Source organism: Sporosarcina sp. JAI121, from assembly GCF_013408665.1.
Classification (GTDB): domain Bacteria; phylum Bacillota; class Bacilli; order Bacillales_A; family Planococcaceae; genus Sporosarcina.
The window spans coordinates 367,112-391,101 of record NZ_JACCCL010000002.1 but is presented as its reverse complement, the minus strand read 5'-3'; the positions used below and the strand labels follow the sequence as shown (position 1 = coordinate 391,101).

The following is a 23,990-nucleotide window of genomic DNA, read 5'->3' as shown; positions in this document are numbered from 1 at the left end:
GTCCAGATAATCATTTTTTATTGCGATTGAATTTGTGGGTCTTGTACAGGTGGCGCAAGGGCTTTCAGCATTTCTAGACGGGATTTCGTCATCGTAGCCGAAACACCCAACTTCGCCAAGTTGGAGATGATTGTTTTCAAATCAACTTCTTTAGCCATCTTTTCCACCTCGACCTTTCTATTAGGTATAGACGAATACGCATAAATAAAGTTTCTATCATCATTACAAATGGTTCTATTTCGCTCTTACTACAATCATACCACTTCTGTCCACTTTTTAATCTTTCATTTTTATTACAATTGTAGACTTTTTATAAATGATTTATACTCGAAAGTAAAAAAGACGGTTTTATTGACATACCCCCACCAGGTACATTATTGTTATAGTAACGATAGGGGGCGGAATAGTGACCAAAGACTTAATTTTAGATGAATTTCCAGAGGAGTCCGCGATACAATCATGCAGGAAGAGCCATCACCCGGAAACAGTGAAGACAAATATGATTCACCGCCTTAACCGAATCGAGGGACAAATCAGGGGCATAAAAGGGATGGTTGAAAAAGATGTGTACTGTGACGACATCATTACACAGCTGTCCGCGACACAGTCCGCGCTCAACAGTGTGGCAAAAGTGCTGCTCGATGGTCATCTGAAAGGTTGTGTCAAAGACCGTCTCGCTGAAGGCGAAGATGAAGTTTTAGATGAACTGCTTGTTACCATTACAAAACTGATGCGAAAATGAGGAGGATAAATAATGGCTGAAAAAACAACACTCAATGTGGCAGGAATGACTTGTGGACATTGTGTAAAAGCTGTAGAAGAAAGTGTCGGAAAACTTTCCGGCGTCGAAAATGTGAAAGTCGACCTCGAATCAAGTAGCGTTGAAATAGACTACCTAAGCGATAAGGTTGATTTGAAAAAAATTAAAGATACCATTGAAGACCAAGGGTATGACGTGCAGTAATATCGTTGTACCATACTGCGGACATCCGCAGTTATTTTTTAAACGACATATACCCCCGGAGGGTAAGTTTGGAGGTTTATTCATATGAGCGAAAAGAAAACGGACATTCTGATTACTGGAATGACCTGTGTTGCCTGTTCCAATCGGGTAGAAAAAGGGTTGCAACGGATGGACGGCGTAACGTCCGCTAACGTAAACTTCGCTACGGAAAAAGCAGCCGTGTCATTCGACAACGAAAAAGTCGATCTTCCCGCCTTACAAGATAAAATCCGTTCACTCGGGTATGACGTCGTAAAGGAAGAAGTTGATTTTCAAATCTCAGGCATGACATGTGCCGCTTGTTCTGCAAGGATTGAAAAAGGGTTAAACCGTATGGAAGGTGTGTATTCAGCAAATGTCAATCTTGCACTTGAAACCGGGAAAGTGACATACAACCCGACCCATTTGAACGCTGAAGACTTTATTAGCAAAATAAAAAATATGGGTTATGACGCCGAACTAAGGGATGATAGTTCAGAAGGTCAGGAAGATCACCGGCAAGTGGAGATTCGGAACCTGACACGCTTGTTCTTTATCGCTGCGGCGCTCTCCTTCCCGCTTCTTTGGACAATGTTTTCACATTTCTCCTTCACGTCTTGGATGTATGTGCCTAAATTCCTGATGAATCCGTATGTACAATGGGCACTTGCGACACCGGTACAATTTTCGATCGGATGGATTTTTTACAGAGGCGCCTATTTTTCACTTCGCAATAAAAGCGCAAATATGGATGTTCTCGTTGCACTTGGCACATCCGCCGCTTATTTCTATTCGGTCTACCTTGTTTTAAGTGATTCCGATCCTTTACTCGGCCTTTATTTCGAAACGAGTGCGGTGCTAATTACGTTGATTCTCCTTGGGAAAGTGTTTGAAGCTCGTGCTAAAGGGCATTCATCAGACGCGATTAAGAAATTGATGGGCTTGCAGCCGACGATGGCGATAGTGGAACGCAATGGTATCACTGACGAAATCCCGATTTCTGCTGTGCATGTCGGGGATATTCTTGTCATTCGTCCAGGTTCTTCAATTCCAGTGGATGCAGTGGTTATTTCCGGCTCTTCCGCTGTCGATGAATCTATGTTAACTGGAGAAAGTTTTCCGGTCGATAAAGCGGAGGGCGATACGATTTATGCCGCTACTGTGAATGCCAACGGAGTGTTGCGTGTCCGTGCACAAAGTATCGGTAAGGAAACGGTCCTTTCCAGTATCATTCGTGTCGTTGAGGAAGCACAAGGATCAAAAGCACCTATCCAGCGCCTTGCTGATTGGATTTCTGGCGTGTTCGTACCTGTAGTCGTCGGGATGGCTGTCTTGACTTTCCTAGTTTGGTATTTCATTGTTTCACCGGGTAATTTTGCTGAAGCGCTTACGAGTATGATTGCCGTCCTCGTTATTGCCTGTCCGTGTGCACTTGGACTGGCTACGCCGACATCAATCATGGCGGGCTCCGGACGCGCCGCGGAACAAGGGATTTTATTTAAAACAGCGGAAGCGATGGAAAATACAAAAGCGACTGACACAGTTGTATTGGATAAAACCGGAACGATTACAAAAGGTGCACCTGAAGTGACCGATTTCATCGTTGCGGAAGAAGCGAATCGGGATTGGCTCATTGCAATGGCCGCAGCGGCAGAAAGCGATTCCGAACACCCCGTTGCAAAAACAATTACGGTTTTTGGTTTGGAATCGGGTAGCAAGTTACCTGTTGTTGAGCATTTTGAAGCAATTCCTGGCCACGGTATCAAGAGCGTGATAGGCGGTTCTACAGTTTTCATGGGCACTCGGAAATTGCTTACGGACAATGAGATTACGCTCAACGCTACTATTTCAGAAGCGAGGCAACTTGAAAATGACGGCAAGACCGTTATGTATATGGCGGTTTCGGGTGCACATGTGGCGACAATCGCAGTTGCAGACACGTTGAAAGATACATCGAGGCAGGCTGTCGCGGAACTGCGTGCGCTAGGTCTCGACGTTATTATGCTTACCGGCGATCAACAACGTACAGCGCACGCCATCGCGAAAGCGGCAGGCATCGAACACATCGTTGCCGGTGTCCTTCCCGAACGCAAAGCGGAAGTCATCGCTGAGTTACAGGCGAAAGGAAAACGGGTTGCGATGGTCGGCGACGGCATTAATGATGCACCGGCGCTTGCGGTCGCGGATATCGGAATGGCGATGGGAACCGGAACCGCAGTTGCGATGGAAGCGGCTGACGTTACACTGATGCATGGTGATTTATTGCGCGTTGCCGATACGATTAAGATGAGCCGGTTGACGGTGCGAAATATTAAACAGAACTTGTTCTGGGCGCTTGCTTACAACTCGGTCGGAATTCCGATTGCCGCTGCAGGACTGCTGGCACCGTGGGTGGCTGGAGCTGCGATGGCGTTCAGTTCGGTATCTGTCGTGCTGAATGCCTTGCGTTTGCAGCGGATTAAATTGAGGGATTGATATGGAATGATTTAGTGGACACCGCGTTTTTTCTGCGGTGTCTATTGTTTGCGTTGTTGGAGGCTTTCTTCAAATGGTTGGTCACTTCGAGAACTTCGTCGGACACTTACCGTTCGACTTTCAAGCAATCAGAGAAATACACTTATCCTTTGTACGTTTAGGTGATGACGGGTAAAATGAAAGTAGTGATTTGAAAGAAAGTAGGTTTAATGATGAAAAAAGCGATCCTTCTTCTTATGTCCGTGCAATTTTTCGTTTATCTCGGGTTCGGTATCATAATTCCAATTCTTCCCGAAGTCATTTTGCAACAAGGTTATTCCGAAGTGCATGTCGGCGGACTTTTGACCGTTTACGCCCTCGCATCATTTTTCACTGCACCTCTGTGGGGAGCAATGTCAGACCGCACCGGCAGGAAGAGGCTTATTTTTATAGGACTTATCGGCTTCAGCCTAAGCTTCTTCCTGTTTGCATTGTTCATTGAGAACTTGCCGCTGTTGTATGCTTCCCGCGTTGTCGGCGGTATTTTCTCTGGTGCACTTTACACCGCTGTCACTGGATTCGTTGCAGACATGACAGATGAAGAAAATCGTAATAAATACATGGGTCTGCTTGGGATGTCAATTGGTCTTGGTTTCATCTTCGGACCGGCAATCGGTGGGGTGCTCGGTAATGTCAGTCTTCAATTACCGTTCCTGGCGTCCGGAACCCTCACATTGCTCCTGATGGTTTATGCAGGAATCATTTTGAAAGAGCCTGAACGACGAGGCGAGGCGAATAAACGCGCTATCCTTCCTAAAGGAGGCGCTACGCTATGGCAATACAGAATCCGTTATCTGTTTTTGTTCTCATTCATGGTGACGTTCCTTCTTGCCGGGCTTGAATCGACGTTCCAGCTGTTCCAAATAGCAAAAATTGAAATCACTCCCCTTCAACTTGGTTACTTGTTCATGGCCAGCGGTTTTGTCGATGCGGCGATTCAAGGCGGTGTCGTCCGACGCGTGAAGAACGGAACTGAAACGAAATGGATCATCGGGGCACAGATCATTACTGCACTGGGGCTTCTTCTTATTCCGTTCTCATCCAACCTCTTCTGGGCAGGATTTGCGCTTAGTATCTTCACAGCCGGGAACGCACTTGCCCGTACAGTACTCGTTTCATTAACAACGAAAGAGTCTGGCGGAAAATACGGCACGGCCGCCGGGATGACATATTCCATGGACAATATGGGACGCATCATTGGTCCGCTGTTATTCACATGGATTTTCACGCAAGAAGCCGGCAATATGTATTTCATCTCCGCGATTCTTGCGGTCCTATCCATTACGCTGATCTTTGCGTTTAGCAAGTCTGCTAAATCGCTCCGGAAATTGGAAACAGCTGTGGAATAAATAGCGAGAACGGAAAAGGCAACACATGAAATGATAACAACAGAAAAAATACCGCAGAAGACAATGGTGTCTTCTGCGGTATTTTTATCGTAGGTTTCAAATGTTATCTGGTCGGTCTGCCGGTTTACGCTTCGGCAGTCTGTTTTTCAAGTGGAGCATTATATATATCTTTATCCAGTTCGCCCGTTACACGTGCTGTTGTAACGCCGGCTGTCATCGAGCCGCTGACATTCAATGCTGTGCGGCCCATATCGATTAGCGGTTCTACTGAAATCAGAAGTCCTGCCAATACGACCGGTAAGTTAAGCGCCGAGAGAACGAGGATGGCAGCGAATGTCGCTCCCCCGCCGACACCGGCAACTCCGAACGAGCTGATTGCCACGATAGCGATCAATGTAATTAAAAACGTAGGTTCAAGCGGATTCTGACCGACTGACGGCGCAATCATCACCGCAAGCATTGCGGGATAGATTCCTGCACAGCCGTTCTGACCGATTGATAGGCCGAATGATCCGGCAAAGTTGGCAATACCATCAGGAACACCGAGACGATTTGTCTGCGTATCGATGTTAAGTGGAAGTGCCCCTGCACTAGAACGTGAGGAGAATGCGAATATTAATACTTCCCCGACTTTTTTCACGTATGTGATCGGGTTCAATCCCGACAGTGAAATAATGATTAAGTGAATTCCGAACATAACTAAAAGCGCTACATACGAGGCAAGTACAAACTTACCGAGACTATAAATTGCGGCAAAATCGGATGTAGCGACGGTGCGCGCAATAATCGCCAATATACCATATGGCGTCAAGCGCAATACAATTTTCACGACGCCCATGATCAAGGAATAAACCGCATCGATCCCTTTTTTCACGGTAGCGGCATTCTTCTCATCTTTTCTCGTAAGCGTCAAATACGCAAATCCAAGGAATGCGGCAAAGATAACGACACCGATTGTTGAAGTCGGACGCCCACCCGTTAGGTCAAGAAACGGATTCGCTGGTAGCAAGTCAATCAATTGGTCCGGTAATGCCCGATCCGCCACCTCCGCGGAACGTTCTTCAATCGAAGCACCACGCGCAACTTCCGCTTCCCCTTGCACAATTTCAGATGCATCAAGACCGAATAGAAGCGTAGCTGCAATCCCGATGATTGCAGCAATGGCAGTCGTTCCTACTAGAAGTCCTAGTATCAATCCTGCCATTTTCCCAAAGTTCTTGCCGATTGTTATTTTCGTGAATGCCCCAAGGATTGAAATGAAAACGAGTGGCATAACTATCATTTGGAGCAACTTGACGTACCCCGTCCCGATTATGTTGAACCAAGGCATTGATTCCTGCAATACGGATGAATCGGTTCCATAAGCAAAGTGTAAGATAAGTCCGTATGCAATCCCAAGTCCTAGCGCTGTGAAAACACGTTTCGAAAACGAAACCTTTTTGCGATGCATACTATATAGTATACCAACGAGTATGAGTAACCCGACAATGTTCAAGATAAGTAATAATGTATCCACTTTTTGTTCCTCCTAATAATTTAAATAAGCATAAATCACACTTTATACCATCAATACCTATCAGTCAAGTATGCTTTCTCGTTTCTACTTGTCACTATTATCATCATTTTCCTTTGTTATCCGTTATACTAGTAATATAGGCATCATTTCTAAAGGAGGTCGCTTATGGCTCAACTAATCAGTATTTCAGTGACGGCAGTTTTCATCTTGAATATATTTCTTGCGATTGCCCTTATTTTTCTAGAAAGAAGAGACCCTACCTCAACTTGGGCGTGGCTCCTTGTTATATTTTTCATTCCATTTTTCGGCTTCTTCATCTATCTTTTACTCGGCAGACAGCTTAGGGAAAAACATCTTTTCCGTTGGGAGGGACGGAGCAAAATTGGTATCGATCAGTTGATTGACTATCAAATTGAAGCAATCGAAGATGAAACCCTCGAATTCAGACTCGACGACACCGCCCACTATAAAGATATGATTTACCTTCACCTGAGAAACAATCACGCTGTATTGACGCAAGACAATGACGTTCAAGTTTTCAACGACGGTGCACTTAAATTTGATGCACTGATCAATGACCTTGAACAAGCTAAAGATCATATCCATTTTCAATACTACATTTTGAGACTGGATACTCTTGGAAAAAGGATACTAAACGTATTAATCCAAAAAGCGAAGCAAGGCGTTAAAGTGCGTGTGTTATTCGATGATATCGGTTCTCGGGGACTGCGCAAAAGGCATTTACAGGAACTGATCGATAACGGCGGGGATGTTGAAGCATTCTTTCCGGCTACTATGCCGCTCATCAACCCTCGCATGAATTTCCGCAACCATCGGAAGATTGTCGTCATCGATGGTCGAATCGGCTATGTCGGCGGATTCAATGTCGGCGATGAGTACTTGGGGTTCAACAAAAGGTTCGGCTATTGGCGGGATACACACCTCAGGATTGAAGGAAGTGCCGTGCATCCGCTTCAGACAAGGTTCATATTGGACTGGAACCAGGCGTCCGAAAAGAATGATATCGAATACGCGGAACATTTCTTCCCGGCTATCCCGCGGAAAGGTTCGGTCGGCATGCAAATCGTTTCAAGCGGACCTGATTCTGAGTGGGAACAGATTAAAGACGGTTATTTGAAAATGATCTTCATTGCAAAAAAGTATATTTATATCCAAACGCCTTACTTCATCCCCGATGTCAGCTTCCTGGATGCCCTGCGCATCGCGTGCCTTTCTGGAATCGATGTCCGGATAATGATCCCGAACAAACCTGATCACATGTTTGTGTACTGGGCCACCTACTCGAACGTTGGTAAATTATTAAAGGCAGGCGCGAGGGTGTATATTTACGAAAACGGATTCTTGCATACAAAGCAAATTGTCGTCGATGATGAACTTTCGACGGTGGGAACTGCCAATATCGATGTACGCAGCTTCAAACTGAATTTTGAAGTAAATGCATTCATATATGACCGTGAAAAGTCTCGAGAATTAGCAGAGTTGTTTGAACAGGATATACAATTATCAACCGAATTGACATATGACATGTATTTGGAACGTACTCGGCTTATTAAATTAAAGGAATCTGTTTCACGTTTGCTTTCACCAATCCTATGACCACAGAAGAAAGGGACGTACCGCTATTCCGGTACGTCCCTTTCTATTTCATTTTATTCATCAAATCCCTAGATACTCTTCCAATGTGATCTTCCGATTATAGATTTCAGTTGCAATTTCCGTTCCAACATAGCGGAAATGCCAGGATTCATGCATATAACCGGTCACGTGTTCCTTACCGGCAGGATACCGCATGATGAAACCGAAACGATGCGCATTCATTGCCACCCATTTTCCTGCCTCCGTTTCTCCGAACGATGCAGATGCAAAGTGCTGTTCGAAGTTTACTTCGCCAATGTCGAATGCCAGCCCCGTTTGGTGCTCGGAATAGCCCGGCCGCGCACTATAAGTATCGGCCGCCTCCTTGCCGTCCCGAGCCACATAGCGTTCATACAGTGTGGTCTGGTAGTCGAACGAGCGGTATGTGCTGAATGCCGTTAAATTAAACTGCGATAGTTTCGCTTCCGCGGCCATCTTTTCAAATGCTGCGCGCGCCTCTTTGTCTTCACCAGGAGCATATGTTTTGGGAAGTGGATATTTTTTATTGGCAATCAAAATCTCGTTGATGTATTTTGGTTCTTCAGGAAGCTGCTGACCTTCGACATATCCACCATTATCAATCGACGGTTCCGGTTTTTCCGCAGTGCCGGATTCTGCATTATCATCTCCAGCAGGATTGGATGGTGTTTGCTCTGCAGGTTTCTGTTCGGATGTTCCCCCTTGCTCTTTTACGGGTTCAGCTTTCTCGTCAGGTTCTGCCGTATTATCATCTTCCTCAGGGACTGACATACCGATGACTTCCTGTGCTTTCTTCATGCTTTTCCCCACATTCCAGTCATTCAATCCGAGCCAAACTAGCAAACCTGTCATGACGATACCCGAAATAAGCAATGTAATCGTCAAGGTTTTTCCTTGTTTTTTCTTTTTATGTTTTTTCGTATAATAGTTATTTTTCTGTTTCATGATTGAGCCTACTTTCCCACTATATCTTTCTAGTTTACCACCATTTTTCTTTACGGTCAGTGTATGCGCTATTATTTAATTTCGCAACAAGTAAAGGCCTTATCAGGAGCGATATGATGAAGAACCAAGGCGGGCTGATGGTACTTCCCGCCGTCGAGAGCGATGCATTTATTTTGACACGGCCAGAACAAATCCATTACACAAAAAACGCCCACCGGAAATTTCAGTTCCCGTTGAGCGCCTTATTATGAAGCAACAAAACTGACAACGAACAATACAAGAAATGCTGCTCCGAAAAAGAGGGACATCCATAACATCCATTTCGACTCACGTACCATGCCCTTAGCGTGAAATGATTTTGCCCGTGCTCCGTTCGTCAAGGAAAAAAGCGCCACCATCGACAGAACGGCATAGTCCAAGTTGAGCTTGATGATGAAATAGATGGAAGAAATTGCGGCAATCACGATTCCGATTCCAAACAACCATTTAGTTTGCATGAGTAAAACCTCCAAAAAATAGGCCGAAGATTTCTCTCCAGCCTACTTTCATTTACCGTCTTTTTTACCGGTTTCTGTTTCCTTTGTTTCTTCTTTCTCCGCCGTTACAACTTCCTCGGCACCTTCCACTGCAAGTTCAGGATGCTTGTAATAGAACTTTCGACCTAAATACGTTTGGAAAATCAGAAGAAGTCCGCCAACCGCCCAGTAGAGCGGTAATGCCGCCATCGCTTTGAATGAAATAAACATAATCATGATCGGCGACAAATAAATGAAAGCCTTCATCTGTTTCTGTTGCGTTTCAGGCATCGTCCAGAGCGAAACACGTGCTTGAACGAAGTAGACTGCACCTGCAAGCACCATCATAATCATGTCCGGTTCCCCAAGGTTGAACCAGAGGAACGTGTGTGATTGTACTTCAGGAGAATTCAGGATAGCAAAGTAAAGGCCCATGATGATTGGCATCTGAATGACCAACGGAAGACAACCCATGTTGAGCGGATTGACACCGTGTTTTGAATAAAGCCCCATCATTTCTTGCTGAAGCTTCATTTGCTCATCTTTTGCTTCCTTTTCTTTCGCTTCTTTCAATCGCTTCTGAATGTCTTCCATCTCGGGACGAAGAGCATCCATTTTAATTTTCATGTTCTGTTGCGCCTTATAGTTTTTCAACATTAGCGGCATAAGGATGACTCTTATTAATACTGTGATAAGGATAATTGCCAGACCGTAACTTCCATTGAAGAAATCACTGAAGAAACTCAGTAACCAATCCATTGGCTTAACAAAAAGATTATAAAAAGTACCTTCTTTGTTCTGGATGCCCGCACAACCGCTTAGAAAAACGGCGGTGGTCATTAACATCGTCACTAATCCAATTTTCTTCTTCAATAGACTCACCTTCACTATTTCAAACTACTAAAAAGTATACCTTACCTGGTCCCCTAATTACAACGTTTGACCGTTCATCGAACTACTTTTCTTCCCCTGGAAGCGTATAACGAAAATATTCTCCCGCCAAGCTGCTTCGAAATCGTCTAGGGGTTTGTCCGGTATACCTTTTAAATACGCGTGTGAAGTAACTTTGATTACAAAAATGAAACCTGTCAGATACACTCGCTATTTTTTCTTCAGAAAAACGCAAATAATATTGGGATTCTTCGATCTTGCGAATCATTATGTATTCTACAAGCGTAACCCCTGCATATTCCCGGAAAATGCGCGATAAATGACTCACACTGACGCCAAAGTTATTTGCAATTTCTTCAACTGTTATAGAAGACTCCACTTTTTCATTAATATAAATGATGACATCATTCACTGTACTATGCATAAGTCCCGGCTGATATTCATCCGACAATACATGCACATAAAATTCTATCATGTCATCCACTAGTTCAACCATGTTTTTTTCATTCAATTTTGTATTAATGAGCATGAAACAATCCACGTTGAAATGGAAGGCCTTTCCCGGATTACGCGAAGTCCTCTCCAACTGTCTTGCCACAATCGAAGAGAGCGTAATCAAATAATATTTAATTGCGTCAAACTTTTTAATTTCCACGCGTGTGAAAACATGTGCCAGGGCCTCTTTTATCGCCCGTTGCGCCTCTTCTTTTTCAGATTGAAACAGGTGATGCAACAACTCTTCCTCTATTCTGAAGAAGTTCTCAACTTCGCCGCAAGAGGAATTCCGCTTCACTTTAGTAATATGCACGTTATTGCTCGTCCCCAAATATTGACCGCCCTGAATCATTTCCATCTATTCACCACCCACCCCGTCATTCGGCATTTTTTAGTTGTACACTTCAAGAGATACCCACATAGAAGAGTTCCCCTCTTATCTTATTAAAAAGACGCCCCCTCGCGGGAAGCGTCTTTGAAGAAATCATTCAGCGTCATTTGCTAGTTTGTTCCGCACCAAGTTCTTTTGATTCTTTCTTATGATAAAGCCCGTCCGTTTCCGAATGCATATCGACATTGTCTTCCACTTCCTGGTTATAATAATGGACGCTAGTCTGTGCACCTTCACTGACCATTTTATTATCCTGAAGATCGTACGGGTCTGAATGACCTTTTTTCGTTTCTGCGGAACGGTTCAATTTTTGTGATTCAATGAAGGAATCGACCTTTGTTTTCATATTATTGAAAGCCACTTGTGCCTTATCCCTGTTTTCTTTTTTACTGAAATATGCGTAAGCACCTGCCGCCATCGTCGCAAGCAATAAATTATTATTCTTTTTACGAGCCATTACTATCATTCCTCCCAAATATAATGAAGATACATTTACTGTGATGAGTATACCCTTATATTCCAATTTAGAAACTATCATTTCTCTTCGATCGTTAAAAACATATCAACGTGCGGGATACCATCATCATCATAAGGTTCGGAAACCGCCTTGAATCCATGTTTCCCGTAGAAACCGGCAAGGTGCTGCTGGGCCTGCAGTCTGATTTTTCCTGGCATCCATTCTTTTGTAATGTGCAGAATGCAACGCTTCATCAGCTCATGTGCAAGTCCAAGACCCCTTCTGTCCTGCCTGATAATCACACGACCGATGGATGGTTCCGGATATTTCACACCAGCTGGAAGGAGTCGTGCATATGCAGACAAACCCGCCTCATCCGTACAAAATATATGGAGTGCTTCGTAATCGAAATTATCAATTTCATGATATGCACAATTTTGTTCAACAATAAATACATCAACCCGTAATTTCAACATTTCATATACTTCACGACTGGTTAATGCTTCAAATTTGTTATACGTCCACTTCATACCTAATCTCTCCCATATATATCATTTTCATTACAGCGGTAGTTATTACCCACGTTTTTTGCTATAATAACGAAAAGAAATGCAGAGGTGACAGTGCAATGATCCGACTGATGACAGCTAAGGATAGTATGCACGTTCAACAGATAGTTCTTAATACTTGGAGCGAAACGTATAAAGATACTATTCCCGAAGAAATCCAAAAATCATTTATTGACCGCTCTTATTCGGACGCGATGATGTTGATGCGCATGGAGAGGACATATGTACTCGTAGCCGAATGTGAAGGGGTCCCTATCGGTTTTGCCAATTTCACTAAAAGAGACGAAGATGGCGATTCTGAATTGACTGCGATGTGTATTTTGCCCTCCTATCAGCAAAAGGGATACGGAAAAAAGCTGCTTGAGTACGCTCTGTCCATGCTTTCAGATGCACAGCAGCTGTTCGTCTATATAGACGGACACAATGAAACCGGACGAGCCTTTTGTGAAAAGCAGGGATTCCGTCTATTGGATGTCTTCGAAGAACAATTTGAAGGTCATCCCGTGGAGACTGCACAATACGTATACTATATTCACAGTCCCGTACTTGCTTAGAAATTATAAAATCGCTTTCCTCCATAATGGGGAAAGCGATTTTTCTTGTTTATAGCGGTCTCATCGTCCCGTCATACTGCTCATCTACAAATTGTGTTTCACGCGGCGTCGGTGGTTTCTTGGTAATGCAAAGAATTCCCGCGATATAAAGCAGAATCGATGTCAGGTTAAGAATTCCTCCCGTTAAACCGGCAATGATGAACAATGTACCGGCAAGCTTCGGATTTTTGTTGCTCCAAATATTTACTAATCCAATGATTATCAGAATCAAACTTATTAGTAAACCAATTATGATTAACCATATAAAGCCGCCGATGAAATTGGAAATGGAATAAAACATATCGACATCCGCAGGGGTTAAAGTCGCATCCATCAGCAACTCCGCCTCAATTTCGGTACGAATCATCGGATCTGATTTCAAATAGTTAAAGAAAGCCAATGAAACAAAGCTTAGAATAATACCAATCACCGTCAAAACAGCACTTATTATCGCCAATACTTTCTCTGCTGTACGATTCATGATATGCACCTCCCTATCTTAATCTATGTAGGCTAAAGTAAAGATTCCCACCAATACTTCAACTTATTATATATATGTCTATACGTTTTACAAAAGAATAAGTTTCATATTTCCTTACAGTATTAAATAAGCCATTATGCAAGACTAGACGTTTAATGAAAGCGGAAAGGGGTATTTGATATGTACACACCACTATTAGTTTTTTAAGAAAGGGGACACTACAAATGGAGAAAAAACTGATTTTCAGTCAAGCCGACATGATGTATACTGTCGCCGGTGCATCTGTATTGACAGGTATTTTGTACTTGATTACATTACTGTGAGGGATATGAATGACTCTACCTTCTTCTATTGACATGTAAAAGGCAATCCGGTATTAACAAATAATCGGATTGCCTTTTATTGTGTCCATTTTACACTTTAACGTCTTCATATTCTTTGTATCTTTCAAATGCCGTAACAACATACGAACAAACGGGCTCCATTTTTAGATCCTGTTCACGTGCGTAATCCGCCGCGCGATCCAGTATTTTCTTGGCAACCCCTTGCCCGCGCAGGTCCGGGGATACGTAAGTATGGTCCATAACCATGACATCCCCAAGAATTGTCCATGTAATTTCCGCCAGCATTTTTCCATTCTCATCATAACGGAATGCGAATGCATCCCCGCCCAGCTCAACAAATTTGAATTCCATATATACTACCCCTTTTCCATTTACTTGGTTTCCAGCCATTATACACTGAATCGCGGTCTTATTACTTAAACCAAGATTGAACTGATTCGAACAAGTTAGCAAAAAACTCTTTCACTTTATCCCAAAATCCCGGGTCGATCTCTCCGATAGTATCTCTGATTTTCGTTGTCATATCCGACAACTGTTCGGATAACTTATTGAAATCGATGTCGAGGTTGCGTATTCGATCCATTAAGTCGATCAGCAATTGCCGGTCTGCATCGCTTAGCTCGATTTTGTATTTTTGTAATTGTTCAGCGACGATTTTTTCAACTTCTTCTTTTGTCGCGGGATTTTGCTCAGCGATTTGTTTTTTTATGCCTGTTAATAGCTGGGCCACTTTGTCACTATCGACACCGGTTTCTTTTGCAAATTTCGTTGCAAGATTCAATTCATCATTTGCGACATCTGTCCGTTCCGTATCGAGTGTCTCGCCCGTCACTTCGTATGCTTTGTATATGCCGACGAGCGCGGAATGGCCTGTCACTTTTTTCGGCGATGCCACTTCAACAATCGCGTCTTCGATTCCAGCAGTCAACATTGCAGTCGAATATATTTCCGGTGTCACTTGTGTGATATTATCCTGCGTGACAATTGAGATGACAAGTCCTTTGCCTTCTTCCTGCCTTGTGATTTTTGCAGAAGAATACATTCTTGCCTGGCTATTGCCATTTTTGATATATTTCACAAGGTCGCTGCCGTCGACGGTTATTTCTTCAACTTCCGCCTCGTTTGCAACGCCTAAACTGTTCTTCACACTTTCTTTTTCAGCATCGGATAAGTTTGCACCGTAAACGACGATCGGCACACCAAGTTTTTCATTGATGACCGGTTCTTCCGCTTTTACCGTTCCGGGAACCAAAACTCCCATTGCAAGTAAGGCAGACGCCATCATTATCAGTAGACGTTTCATGATATTCACTCCTTCTTTATACGAATTAATACGATTCGCAGTCAGAAAAGTTCCCTCGTTCAAGTATCATTTCAGGATGGTCCAACCATCGCCCTGTTCAATTCTGCCCTCTTTCATAAGTTTGCCGAGTGCACGTTTAAAGGACGCTTTGCTTAAGTTAAACATTTCTTTTATCTCTTCAGGCGTCGATTTATCAGTAAACGCCATCCGCCCTCCAACATCGTTCAAGTAACGGAGAATCGTTTCTGCATCGTCCCCCAGTCGCTCTTCCTTGCGTGGCAGCATCGATCCATTCAGCGTTCCATCATCACGGACGCCAATAATGCGCACATTCAATTCCTGGCCTAAACGAGGTTCCCGAGCCTGTTCCGTATTGTGAATGAAAATACGGTAATTTTCCGGGACACTGAGCAGAAATGAACCGACTGGCAGCAATCGGTAAGCTCGGGCCTTTATGTCCTTATTAAAGAGGGATGTCGGTGCTTCGATAATTTGTTCCATTACCCGTTCTTCTGTTGCGAGTCTGCCGAAAATCGTACCGCCTAAATCCATCCGCAGCGTCATATATAGCGCGTCGTCCGTCTTCGGCCAAAGCGCACGCACTTTCGGCATATCATTCTTATTCACAAGTACTTCGATTGATGAACCAATATCCACGTAGACGCCTTCATGATCATCCACACGGATTACGCGTGCCCAGCCAAATGTCTCGGCAGTCATATTCGGAATCTGCATCGTCGCAGTGAGCTCTCCGCGCCTGTTCGTATAAAGGAAGACGTTGACCATATCCCCAGATTGAATATTTTCATCTGCATCGGATGCGTTCATCATAATATGATCGCCATCGCCATCCAATGCCCATCTTGAACCGTCTTGCTCCAATACTTCCAATTCAGCTGTATAGCCTGATTTAAGTCGTTCCATTTTTATCTACCTCTTTCTCCTGATCCATTACCCGTAATTTTTTGACAAACACATCGTCTTGTTCCATCGCTTCGACAAGATCGGTTATTCGATCCATCGCATTCCAACTCAGATGGTGTTCAATCCCTTCCACGTCGCCATAAATATTTTCCTCATCAACTCCGATGATTCGTAGAAACTGTTCCAGAAGCACATGGCGCCGGACAAGCTTTTTCCCGAATTTAGAGCCTTTTTCCGTCAATTCCAGACCTTTGTAGCGTTCGTAGACAATATAACCTTCTCTATCAAGACGCTGCGCCATTTTCGTGACGGATGAAGGGAGGACCGCCAATGTTTCCGCAACATCTGATACACGCGCAACGCCCTTCGCTTCGATATGCAAATAAATCTGTTCAAGATAGTCTTCCATACCTGGTGTTGCCAATCGTACCGCCTCCAGTATGTATGCCCGAACTCTTCCCCAATTACTCCAATTCTAGAATTCCATGTTTACCTAATCCATAGACGGGGTAAATTCAGAGTAGATTAATAAAGGGGTGAATCACATGGGCCGAATTCTATGGCTACTCATTGTAGCACTATTCGTATTTTGGTTATTAGGACTAGTTTTCAAAATAGGTGGAGGGCTAATCCACATTCTTCTAGTCATCGCAGTTATCGTATTTATTATCAACATTGTGACCGGAAGACGGAGCGTGTAACGAAAGGGATGTCGACGAATGTCGGCATCCCTTTTCAGTTTCAAGCCTTCCAGCGGGGCGGGATTGAACTTTATCCCGGCTACTTTTCGGGGCTAATCGGCGCCTTCCGCTTTTCTTGTCTAGCTACAGGCGCCAGCCCCTCGAGTCGCTTCAGTCTTGCTGATAAAGGCAAAGAACGCCTTTAACTTCAAGCCTTCCAGTAGGGCGGGATTGAACTACATCCCGCCTACTTTTCGGGGCTAAACGGCGCCTTCCGCTTTTCATTAGTCTATTTTCGCATAGATACATGTATTTCGTAAAATATTACCGTCGGGTGATAAGGAATCTTGTTTTAAAACCCCTTCCAGCGTGAAACCTGCACGTTCCGCGACACTGCGGCTCTTCATATTTTCTTCGTCACAACGAATTTCCACTCTGCGTGCTCCTAGTTCCTCGAATGCAAATTGTTCAATCCGTTTCACGGCTTCCGTCATATAGCCTTGACCTTCAAATTCCGTAGCAAGCCAATAGCCGATTTCAAACTTCGGAATCGACCAATCGATTCGATGAAGACCCGACGAACCGATGAATTTCCCACTCTCTTTTTGATAAAGATGAAAGCGCAAGTCATCACGAGTGATGAAATTTGCCACCGCTTTTCGCAAACTCTCTTCCGTCATGTGTAACTCAGGGTCCGGTTGTGCCCACGGCATCCACTTTCGCAGAGCGGGCAGCGAGTCACGGATTGCATTCCAAGCATCCAATGCATCGCCAAGTTCCGGCGCCCGGATAACTAGTCTCTCCGATTCGAATGTATTCGAAAATTCCGGTATACGCGGGGACCTTGCAGAGTCCCGTTGCTTTTCCCCATCTTCCCAAATGACAGGTGTTGTTGTACCCGCCATAAAGTCTTCCCGAGTAATACCGTAAGTCACTGCGTCATAATACGAATTCTCTTTTGGCGAAAACCATGCTTTTCGAAGATGCGCCTCTTTGACAAAACCCGCACGTTCGAATGTTTTTCGCATCGCCAGATTGTCCTGCCTCGTATGACCTTCAAGACGGATTTTATTGCCGGACAAACCGAATACATATTCAGCCACAAGCCGCAGTGCTTTCGGACCGTAGCCGTTTCCTCTGGACATATCCGCAATCCGTAGGTCGAATAATGGAATGGCATCTTGCAAATCATAAATTTTCACAATGCCCACTTTTGCTTTGTCGTCATTTTCCACCCAGAACGTCTTCACTTCATCCGACCCATAACCGCCTTCTTCAATCGCTTTCTCGATGAGATGGCGACCGGGGTCGGAGTTGCCATGGTAAGGCCATGTATTCGTTGTCATGAAATGAATGAGCTGTTCCTGCTCTTCCATTGTCCATTCCTGTAAATGCATCAGAATTCGCCTCCGTATAAAAACTGCTTACTTATGAATGCGCAACAGCCGTAGTGAGTTCAGCACGACAAGCAGCGTTGCGCCCATGTCCGCAAAGATGGCAATCCATAATGTCAGCCAGCCGGGAATGATCAGAAGCAGCGCTATAATTTTTAAACCTAATGCAAACATAATGTTTTCTTTGATGATTCGCAACGTTTTTCGGCTTAATTTTATTGTATAAGGCAGTTTTCCTAAATCATCCGCCATCAATGCAATATCTGCCGTTTCCAATGCTGCATCCGTGCCTGCTCCACCCATCGCAATCCCGACGGACGCAGCAGCTAAGGCAGGTGCATCATTGATGCCGTCACCAACCATGGCGACACGGCCATATTGGTCGTTCAATTGTTTTATGGCCATCAATTTATCTTCAGGCATTAAACCGGCGCGTACATCCGTAACACCCAGCTCACCAGCAATCGCTTCCGCCGTCACTTGGTGATCGCCTGTCAACATGACCGTATGACGGATACCGATGCTATTCAATTGTTGCAGGACTTTACGACTTTCCCCACGGACCGGATCTGCTACGGCAAGCAATCCACTGAAACTTTCACCAGTGACGATCGCCATGACTGACTTCCCTTGCCGTTGAAGACTTGCCGCTTTTTGCAACATCATTTCCGGCAATGAAGATAATTCCCCCGCCCAGCTAAGGCTGCCGATATAAGTTGTCACACCATCAATTTCAGCGTAGGCGCCCTTTCCGGTAACCGATTGGAAATTGGTCACATCGATTTTCTGCGCCCCGTTTTCACGGGCGTAATCGACGACCGCTTTCGCCAGCGGATGCTGTGACATCGATTCGACGGCCGCAATCGCGCTCAGTAATTGTTTTTGATTTGCAGTTTCATGGACGATAAAATCCGTCACTTCCGGATACCCTTTCGTCAATGTTCCCGTTTTATCGAAAGCGACAACGTTAAGCCGCCCTGTTTCTTCAAGATGGATGCCACCTTTGATAAGCACTCCTTGACGTGCTGCGTTTCCAATCGCCGTGACAATCGCAACTGGCGTGGATACGACCAGTGCACATGGACAACCGACGACGAGTACAGCAAGGCCTTGATAGACCCATATATGCCACTCCCCGCCGAGCAGCGGTGGAACGATGGCCACAAGAATCGCAATCACAATAATGATTGGCGTGTAATACTTAGCGAATTTATCGACGAACTTTTGCGACGGCGCTTTTTCGGCCTGTGCCTCTTCCACGAGATGGATGATTTTCGCAATTGTCGTATCGCCGACAAGCTTCGTAACCGTCACTTCCAGTGCTCCCTCTTCATTAAGCGTCCCAGCGAATACATCATCGCCCGACTTTTTCAGAACGGGAGTCGATTCACCTGTAATTGCCGCCTGGTTCACCGTGGAGGTCCCCGTTAGTACAGCGCCGTCCATGGCGATTTTCTGCCCTGGTTTCACGATGAGGATATCACCGACAATTATATCTTCTGTCGGTAGTTCCACAAACTCTTCCCCGCGTTTCACTATGGCGGATGGAGGAGCAATATCCATCAGTTTCTGAATGGACTGGCGCGCTTTATTCATTGAGTAGGCTTCTAATGCTTCACTGACCGCAAACAGGAAGACAACGACAGCACCTTCACGCCATTCTCCAATGATTGCCGCCCCGATGATGGCGATTGTCATCAGTGTTTTCATATCGAATTCGAACCGCACTAGGTTTCGTAAACCTGTCTTAAAGATGCCTGTTCCACCAATCACAATGGCGATGGCGAAAAGAACGATTGCCGCCGGATGCGTCTCTGCATAGCGAAATGATACAGCCATTCCTATCAGTAAGAACATTAGCGAAAAAATTGTCACAAGATTTTCCTTGCGTCTAAAGAAAGGCGTCTTAGGCTCAGTTTTCTTACCCTGAAGCGGAATGACTTTAATGCCGTCAAAAGCGCCGGCTGCTTCCAGGTCTTCCACAGTTGCACAGCCGCTGAATGCTAATTTGGATGCACCAAAGTTTACTTGCGCGTCCTGGACAGATGGCAGACTTTTGACGTTATTCTCGAATTTCATCGCACAACTTGCGCATGTTAAATTCTCCAATCGATACTCCTTCTTTTCAACCGTTGCCATTTTCAACACCTTCTATCGTATGCTCATGCGCAACCTTCACTAGCTGGTGAACGTGATTATCCGCGAGCGAATAGTATACCATTTTCCCTTTTTTCCGGGAGGTGGCAAGTGCTTGCTCCCGCAAATAACGCAAGTGATGGGAGGCGGTTGCAACCGAAGAACCGATTACAGCTGCAACATCACAGACACACATTTCTTCTTCTATGGTCAGCGAAAAAGCGATTTTCAATCTCGTTTCATCAGCCAACGCCTTGAAAATCCCGACCGTTGCACCCACGTCAGGGAGCATTTTCCGCACACGGCCAACAACTTCTTCATGAACCGTTGTCACTTCACATACTTCTTTTATCGTCATGGTTACACCTCATTCAAATATTTGTTTGATTGTGTTCAGTATATGCAAGTTTTTCTGAAGTTGCAAGGTTAATCAAACGGTTGTTTGAATATTTTTCTTATCGATGAAATTCTACGTTATCAATAGGAATGAAGTTACCGTTTCCCGGTATAGTACGGCACGGTTAATACGGATTCGGCGGCGGACGGCCAGAAATGAGTTCCGTTGCAACCGATGCAATGGCAGTCGCTATGGTTTTATTGGTAAATGAGCATGAATCACAGTATTTGTTTGCTGCTACTATTTTAACCGGCATGTTGCTAGTCCTTTTGGGAGTGCTGAAAATTGCGCGGTTCATGAAATTCATCCATCGATGATCTGACTAAGACTGCTTCTGATAAAAACAAGAGAATACGTGGCCAATCGGGCATTTACGAACGCCATTATCGGCGTTCCGCTTTTGATGTTAAAGGGTCTGTGTGTAGGCTGGGATATGGTCGACCGCATTCCCCCACCAAAATAAACAAATAAAAGAGGACGGGCCAGCCCGTTATCGGCCAGCTCCATCCTCTTCCACTTTTTCCTTATGCAAAACCTCATACAATTCGTCCTCAGTGGAGATATCCGCCAGTTTCACGTTCGACCTGTAAGCCGCCCTAACAATTACATGTCCCGCAACCGGCGCAGTCAGAAAGACGAAGACAATCCCAAGTAGCAGACGTACACTTACAAAATGTTGAGTGAATAAAAAATACAGGAAAGCACCTGACAAAGTGAGCAATACAGCGAGGGTCGAACTTTTCGTTGCAGCATGGGATCGCGTGTAGACATCAGGCAGCCGAAGAAGCCCGAAGACACTAATCACACTGGCAATCCCGCCCGTCAAAATTAGAAACGCCCCAATGAATTCACCGATCGTGTTTACGCTCAACAATAACACCCCTCTCGATGAATTTTGAGAAGGCAATTGTTCCGATGAACGAGAGAATCCCCAATATGAGAATGACTTCCAAAAATGCTTTTGTGTTCATCATCACTGAAATGACTGCTATTGTGGCAATCAGATTTACACCGATCATATCGAGCCCGATGACACGGTCCGGCATCGATGGACCGAGAACGATCCGGATTACGGCGATAGCAATCGTTATTGAGAATAATACAAGCGAAGTTGTAAGCATCATTTCAATCATCAGCGGGTCACCTCCATGATCGCTTTTTCAAAATTATGTAGCTGCATTAAAAGTCCATCTCGGGATTGTTCGACGTCCATCGCGTGGATATAAAGAACATTTCCCTCTGGTGACACTTCCATGACGACTGACCCTGGAGTCAATGTCAGAAGCAGTGAAAGCATGGTCACTTCCGAATCGCTTTCCAAAACCGTTTCATATTTGAAAATACCCGGTTTGATTTTCAATGTCGGGCTGAGGATTTGTTCCAATACGACTATGCTCGATTTAGTCAACTCTGATATGAAGATGAACAGCAACTTGATTGTTGCATACAAACGGCGCAAGTAAAATTGCGTTCCGAAAAACCGGTGCATGAAAAATATGATTCCAATCCCGACAAGGAAGCCGGCAAAGAATGTCGTAAATTTCAGCTCATCTTCGTCCATCAGGAGCATCCAAAGAAAAGCTATGAATAAATTTAACAGTAACTGTGCAGGCATCAACGTTCACCTCTTCTTTCCGGTCAATGGACGTGGGACTGTCTCTGATTAACCCTCGCCATTCAAAACCGCGTCTATATAGATTTCAGGATTTGCCAGTGTGCGAGCTGCATCCGTAACATATGGCGCAAGCCCCTCCGCTCCTATTCCCAGCACAATCGTCAGTATACCGAATAGGACGAGTGGAATAAGCATGCCCTTTTTAAGCGGGACATCATCATCTTCATTAATAATCGTCTCACCCCAGAAGCAGTTCATGAAAATGCGTAGCAGCGAGTACAAAACGAAAATACTTGACAGGAAGGCGATTGCCAGCAAAAGATATGAACCTGCTTCAATCGCTCCCTGTCCGACATAGACCTTCCCGATGAAGCCGCTCAGCGGAGGTATCCCCGCAAGTGACAGCATTGTAATGAAAAACAGCCAGCCGAGCAATGGATAGTTACGAATCAATCCGCTCATCTGCTCAATCCTTGCCGTTCCGGTCAAGTAGACCATCGTTCCTGCAATTAGGAACAGCAATGCTTTTATGATCATGTCATGGATCAGATAATAAATTGACCCTTGAAACGCTATTTCCGTTGAAACGGCAAGTCCTACTAGTATAAATCCGACCGCAATGACGACGTTATAAGACACAATCTGCCGTACGTCATTATAGGCGATTGCACCGATACTTCCACCGATCATCGTAAGGGCTGCCATAATACCGATCAGCAAATGCGTAACACCCTGCTCGTGATAAAAAATGAGTGTAAACACACGGAACATCGCATAGATACCAACCTTTGTTAGCAGCGCTCCGAACAAAGCCGCAACCACTGTCGGCGGCGCGCTGTACGATCCCGGCAACCAGAAGTAGAGGAGAAGACCTGACTTCAAACTGAAGACGAGGAGAAAGATGATACTGATTACCGTCAGCAATGGTCCTTGCCCGACCTCGGCAATACGCACTGAAAGATGCGCCATGTTCAACGTACCAACCGTACCGTACAAGTAGGCTATTCCAACAAGGAAAAACCAGGATGACAATACATTTATAGAAATATACTTAATTGATTCTACGAGCTGGACCTTCCTGCCCCCAAGTGTAATGAGCACATAGGAAGATAAAAGCATCACTTCAAAACAGACGAATAGGTTAAACAGGTCACCTGTCAAGAACGACCCATTAACACCTGCAATGAGGAAAAAGACGAACGGATAAAAGAACATATTCTCATGCGCCCGCCCAATGGATGAAAATGCATAGATTAAGAGAATTCCAGTTACAATCGCTGTCGTCAGTACGAGCAGGACGGAAAATGAATCGGCGACGAACGAAATTCCATACGGAGGCATCCATCCACCAAAATCAATCCGTAAAACACCGTCCTCCTGAATGAGGTTTAAAATATAAACGCTGATTACAGCGGTTGTTATGATTGAAAAAATGCTCAACAACTGTTGGATTTTTACTTGGGACCTCAAAAAAACGAGCAATATTCCTGTCAATAAAGGTACGACCATTGGCATTACAACAATATTATTCATCTTCGAACCCTCTCAATACAGCGAGATTATCCGATCCAGTCTCTTTATATGTACGATAAGCAAGTACCAGTAAAAATGAAGTCACTGCGAAGCTGATAACTATTGCCGTCAGGATAAGTGCCTGTGGAAGAGCGTCCGCATAGTTTTCCGCATTTTCACCCAACAGCGGAACGGCCCCTTTTTTCAGCCCGCCCATTGTCATCAAAAGTAAATGCACAGCATGGGACAAGATAGCTGTTCCTAATATGACACGAACTAGGCTTTTGGATAGCAGCAAGTAGACAGCGACCGTTACCAGCACTCCAACGAGTATCGTTATTAACGTTTCCAT

The 23,990-nt window shown here is 44.7% G+C and carries 28 protein-coding genes and 1 pseudogene; 8 read left to right on the top strand and 21 right to left on the bottom strand.

Annotated features, from left to right (window positions below):
- Positions 1 to 17: 17 nt before the first annotated feature.
- The gene (locus tag HDC33_RS13595; protein WP_179393110.1) at positions 18 to 158 is read right to left on the bottom strand and encodes an Lmo0850 family protein; all 141 of its coding nucleotides are present in this window, start codon (positions 156 to 158) and stop codon (positions 18 to 20) included.
- Positions 159 to 499: 341 nt separating this feature from the next.
- Between HDC33_RS13595 and HDC33_RS13590 the strand changes: the two genes are divergently transcribed.
- The 4 genes from HDC33_RS13590 to HDC33_RS13575 all read left to right on the top strand — a co-directional run bounded on the left by HDC33_RS13590 (position 500) and on the right by HDC33_RS13575 (position 4,845).
- Positions 500 to 742: a metal-sensitive transcriptional regulator gene (locus HDC33_RS13590; protein WP_179393156.1), complete on the top strand. Its 243-nt coding sequence runs from the start codon at positions 500 to 502 to the stop codon at positions 740 to 742.
- A gap of 12 nt (positions 743 to 754) precedes the next feature.
- Positions 755 to 964, top strand: coding sequence for a copper chaperone CopZ (gene copZ / locus HDC33_RS13585; protein ID WP_179393109.1), 210 nt, complete (start codon positions 755 to 757; stop codon positions 962 to 964).
- 84 nt (positions 965 to 1,048) lie between these two features.
- On the top strand, positions 1,049 to 3,457 hold the full coding sequence (locus tag HDC33_RS13580) for a heavy metal translocating P-type ATPase (RefSeq protein WP_179393108.1): 2,409 nt from the start codon (positions 1,049 to 1,051) through the stop codon (positions 3,455 to 3,457).
- 212 nt (positions 3,458 to 3,669) lie between these two features.
- Positions 3,670 to 4,845, top strand: coding sequence for an MFS transporter (locus tag HDC33_RS13575; protein WP_179393107.1), 1,176 nt, complete (start codon positions 3,670 to 3,672; stop codon positions 4,843 to 4,845).
- Positions 4,846 to 4,969: 124 nt separating this feature from the next.
- On the opposite strand, the gene HDC33_RS13570 is transcribed toward HDC33_RS13575, so the two are convergent.
- Positions 4,970 to 6,295 (bottom strand): L-cystine transporter, encoded by a 1,326-nt coding sequence (locus HDC33_RS13570; RefSeq protein ID WP_179393155.1) that lies wholly within the window; start codon positions 6,293 to 6,295, stop codon positions 4,970 to 4,972.
- Positions 6,296 to 6,526: 231 nt separating this feature from the next.
- Between HDC33_RS13570 and cls the strand changes: the two genes are divergently transcribed.
- Entirely contained in the window at positions 6,527 to 7,978 is a 1,452-nt protein-coding gene (gene cls / locus HDC33_RS13565; RefSeq protein ID WP_179393106.1) for a cardiolipin synthase, read from the top strand.
- Positions 7,979 to 8,038: 60 nt separating this feature from the next.
- Here cls and HDC33_RS13560 read toward each other — a convergent pair whose 3' ends face one another.
- From HDC33_RS13560 to HDC33_RS13535, 6 genes are all read right to left on the bottom strand, one after another.
- Positions 8,039 to 8,941 (bottom strand): M15 family metallopeptidase, encoded by a 903-nt coding sequence (locus HDC33_RS13560; RefSeq protein ID WP_179393105.1) that lies wholly within the window; start codon positions 8,939 to 8,941, stop codon positions 8,039 to 8,041.
- A 245-nt stretch (positions 8,942 to 9,186) separates the two neighbouring features.
- Positions 9,187 to 9,438 carry a hypothetical protein gene (locus tag HDC33_RS13555; RefSeq protein ID WP_179393104.1) on the bottom strand — a complete coding sequence of 84 codons (252 nt, stop codon included), beginning with the start codon at positions 9,436 to 9,438 and terminating at the stop codon, positions 9,187 to 9,189.
- Between the two features lie 48 nt (positions 9,439 to 9,486).
- Complete coding sequence (gene yidC, locus HDC33_RS13550; protein WP_179393103.1) at positions 9,487 to 10,329, bottom strand: membrane protein insertase YidC; 843 nt, start codon at positions 10,327 to 10,329, stop codon at positions 9,487 to 9,489.
- A gap of 82 nt (positions 10,330 to 10,411) precedes the next feature.
- Positions 10,412 to 11,200, bottom strand: coding sequence for a helix-turn-helix transcriptional regulator (locus HDC33_RS13545; RefSeq protein WP_179393102.1), 789 nt, complete (start codon positions 11,198 to 11,200; stop codon positions 10,412 to 10,414).
- A 136-nt stretch (positions 11,201 to 11,336) separates the two neighbouring features.
- Positions 11,337 to 11,690 (bottom strand): hypothetical protein, encoded by a 354-nt coding sequence (locus tag HDC33_RS13540; RefSeq protein ID WP_179393101.1) that lies wholly within the window; start codon positions 11,688 to 11,690, stop codon positions 11,337 to 11,339.
- Between the two features lie 77 nt (positions 11,691 to 11,767).
- A complete protein-coding gene (locus tag HDC33_RS13535; protein WP_179393100.1) occupies positions 11,768 to 12,220 on the bottom strand; it encodes a GNAT family N-acetyltransferase in 453 nt (150 codons plus the stop codon).
- A gap of 98 nt (positions 12,221 to 12,318) precedes the next feature.
- Between HDC33_RS13535 and HDC33_RS13530 the strand changes: the two genes are divergently transcribed.
- Complete coding sequence (locus HDC33_RS13530) at positions 12,319 to 12,813, top strand: GNAT family N-acetyltransferase (protein WP_179393099.1); 495 nt, start codon at positions 12,319 to 12,321, stop codon at positions 12,811 to 12,813.
- A gap of 49 nt (positions 12,814 to 12,862) precedes the next feature.
- Here the strand turns inward: HDC33_RS13530 and HDC33_RS13525 are convergent, their stop codons facing one another.
- From HDC33_RS13525 to mntR, 5 genes are all read right to left on the bottom strand, one after another.
- Entirely contained in the window at positions 12,863 to 13,333 is a 471-nt protein-coding gene (locus tag HDC33_RS13525) for a DUF4064 domain-containing protein (RefSeq protein ID WP_179393098.1), read from the bottom strand.
- 413 nt (positions 13,334 to 13,746) lie between these two features.
- Positions 13,747 to 14,028 (bottom strand): GNAT family N-acetyltransferase, encoded by a 282-nt coding sequence (locus HDC33_RS13520; protein WP_179393097.1) that lies wholly within the window; start codon positions 14,026 to 14,028, stop codon positions 13,747 to 13,749.
- A gap of 61 nt (positions 14,029 to 14,089) precedes the next feature.
- Positions 14,090 to 14,980 (bottom strand): DUF1002 domain-containing protein, encoded by an 891-nt coding sequence (locus HDC33_RS13515; protein ID WP_179393096.1) that lies wholly within the window; start codon positions 14,978 to 14,980, stop codon positions 14,090 to 14,092.
- A 66-nt stretch (positions 14,981 to 15,046) separates the two neighbouring features.
- Positions 15,047 to 15,904 (bottom strand): CvfB family protein, encoded by an 858-nt coding sequence (locus tag HDC33_RS13510; RefSeq protein WP_179393095.1) that lies wholly within the window; start codon positions 15,902 to 15,904, stop codon positions 15,047 to 15,049.
- Positions 15,891 to 16,328 (bottom strand): transcriptional regulator MntR, encoded by a 438-nt coding sequence (mntR, locus tag HDC33_RS13505; protein ID WP_179393094.1) that lies wholly within the window; start codon positions 16,326 to 16,328, stop codon positions 15,891 to 15,893. Before mntR ends, HDC33_RS13510 begins: the two co-directional genes overlap by 14 nt.
- A gap of 121 nt (positions 16,329 to 16,449) precedes the next feature.
- Here mntR and HDC33_RS13500 point away from each other — a divergent pair, with 121 nt between their 5' ends.
- On the top strand, positions 16,450 to 16,605 hold the full coding sequence (locus tag HDC33_RS13500; RefSeq protein ID WP_179393093.1) for a lmo0937 family membrane protein: 156 nt from the start codon (positions 16,450 to 16,452) through the stop codon (positions 16,603 to 16,605).
- 263 nt (positions 16,606 to 16,868) lie between these two features.
- Here HDC33_RS13500 and HDC33_RS13495 read toward each other — a convergent pair whose 3' ends face one another.
- Genes HDC33_RS13495 through HDC33_RS13485 form a run of 3 tightly spaced genes read right to left on the bottom strand, consistent with a single transcriptional unit; the run spans position 16,869 to position 20,472 of the window.
- The gene (locus HDC33_RS13495; RefSeq protein ID WP_179393092.1) at positions 16,869 to 17,981 is read right to left on the bottom strand and encodes a GNAT family N-acetyltransferase; all 1,113 of its coding nucleotides are present in this window, start codon (positions 17,979 to 17,981) and stop codon (positions 16,869 to 16,871) included.
- Between the two features lie 27 nt (positions 17,982 to 18,008).
- Positions 18,009 to 20,117 carry a heavy metal translocating P-type ATPase gene (locus tag HDC33_RS13490; protein ID WP_179393091.1) on the bottom strand — a complete coding sequence of 703 codons (2,109 nt, stop codon included), beginning with the start codon at positions 20,115 to 20,117 and terminating at the stop codon, positions 18,009 to 18,011.
- Positions 20,104 to 20,472 carry an ArsR/SmtB family transcription factor gene (locus HDC33_RS13485; protein WP_179393090.1) on the bottom strand — a complete coding sequence of 123 codons (369 nt, stop codon included), beginning with the start codon at positions 20,470 to 20,472 and terminating at the stop codon, positions 20,104 to 20,106. Before HDC33_RS13485 ends, HDC33_RS13490 begins: the two co-directional genes overlap by 14 nt.
- A gap of 179 nt (positions 20,473 to 20,651) precedes the next feature.
- Here HDC33_RS13485 and HDC33_RS13480 point away from each other — a divergent pair.
- Positions 20,652 to 20,825: pseudogene (locus HDC33_RS13480) on the top strand (hypothetical protein); the annotation flags it as partial.
- A gap of 176 nt (positions 20,826 to 21,001) precedes the next feature.
- Here the strand turns inward: HDC33_RS13480 and HDC33_RS13475 are convergent.
- The 5 genes from HDC33_RS13475 to HDC33_RS13455 are packed head-to-tail and all read right to left on the bottom strand — an operon-like array spanning position 21,002 to position 23,990.
- On the bottom strand, positions 21,002 to 21,382 hold the full coding sequence (locus HDC33_RS13475; RefSeq protein ID WP_179393088.1) for a Na+/H+ antiporter subunit G: 381 nt from the start codon (positions 21,380 to 21,382) through the stop codon (positions 21,002 to 21,004).
- Entirely contained in the window at positions 21,360 to 21,644 is a 285-nt protein-coding gene (locus tag HDC33_RS13470) for a Na(+)/H(+) antiporter subunit F1 (protein WP_179393087.1), read from the bottom strand. Before HDC33_RS13470 ends, HDC33_RS13475 begins: the two co-directional genes overlap by 23 nt.
- Positions 21,644 to 22,126 carry a Na+/H+ antiporter subunit E gene (locus tag HDC33_RS13465; protein WP_179393086.1) on the bottom strand — a complete coding sequence of 161 codons (483 nt, stop codon included), beginning with the start codon at positions 22,124 to 22,126 and terminating at the stop codon, positions 21,644 to 21,646. The genes HDC33_RS13470 and HDC33_RS13465 overlap by 1 nt, the downstream gene beginning before the upstream one ends.
- A 48-nt stretch (positions 22,127 to 22,174) precedes the next feature.
- The gene (locus HDC33_RS13460) at positions 22,175 to 23,659 is read right to left on the bottom strand and encodes a Na+/H+ antiporter subunit D (protein ID WP_179393085.1); all 1,485 of its coding nucleotides are present in this window, start codon (positions 23,657 to 23,659) and stop codon (positions 22,175 to 22,177) included.
- Positions 23,652 to 23,990 (bottom strand): Na(+)/H(+) antiporter subunit C, encoded by a 339-nt coding sequence (locus tag HDC33_RS13455; RefSeq protein WP_179393084.1) that lies wholly within the window; start codon positions 23,988 to 23,990, stop codon positions 23,652 to 23,654. The genes HDC33_RS13460 and HDC33_RS13455 overlap by 8 nt, the downstream gene beginning before the upstream one ends.